The sequence below is a fragment of the Sphingobacterium sp. UBA1897 genome, assembly GCF_002337775.1.
GTDB lineage: Bacteria > Bacteroidota > Bacteroidia > Sphingobacteriales > Sphingobacteriaceae > Sphingobacterium > Sphingobacterium siyangense.
Genome location: NZ_DDGR01000038.1, coordinates 1 through 587, shown reverse-complemented (window position 1 = coordinate 587; position 587 = coordinate 1). Strand labels below are relative to the sequence as shown.

Here is a 587-nt window from a genome sequence, read left to right as displayed (position 1 = left end):
CACTTCGGAGGCGATATCCATCAGCCAGAAGGAGATCTGAAAAAGGAGCGTAGGCTCCTCTCAAAGTAACCGGATTGTTGTGTGCCTCGTCAAATAGGAGTAGAGGTCCATCACCGATCCGGTGGTGCGGATCGGTGATGGGATAATGAAACTGTTCATCCGCCACCTGTTGGGCGCTAAGCTGAGCTGTACCCAGCAGCAGGAATAAGCAGGCAATAAATCTGTTCATAATATTTTTTTATTAGGATTATTGATCAGTTTTTAGCCAAAGATCATTTTCGAAACACTGCATCTGCTCTACCTTTCCATTGGCAACAGAAAATGTCAATGGAAAGGTGCCATCATCATTGAGGAAGAAAAATTCCGATCGTGGGGTAAATGAAATTGTTTTGTTATCCCACAATTGAGTAAGCGTTAGGCCTGTTGAGGAGGGATCTATTTGAATTTTAAAGTTGTTGTCATTTACCTTGAGGTAAGTTCCGGCAAGTTGTTTCAGTTGAGATGCGGTTAAACTCGCGATTTTAGTGGGGTCAAATGGCACACGCTCACATAAAATCCTACCCAGTATCTTGGTTTGGCTAAAATCG

Annotated in this window: 1 protein-coding gene; it reads right to left on the bottom strand. The window is 43.3% G+C overall.

The window, feature by feature from the left end; translation table 11 throughout:
- Positions 1–247: 247 nt before the first annotated feature.
- Positions 248–587, bottom strand: a 340-nt coding sequence (locus tag B4N43_RS24015; protein ID WP_286736682.1) for a hypothetical protein, incomplete at its 5' end; no start/stop codon positions are given.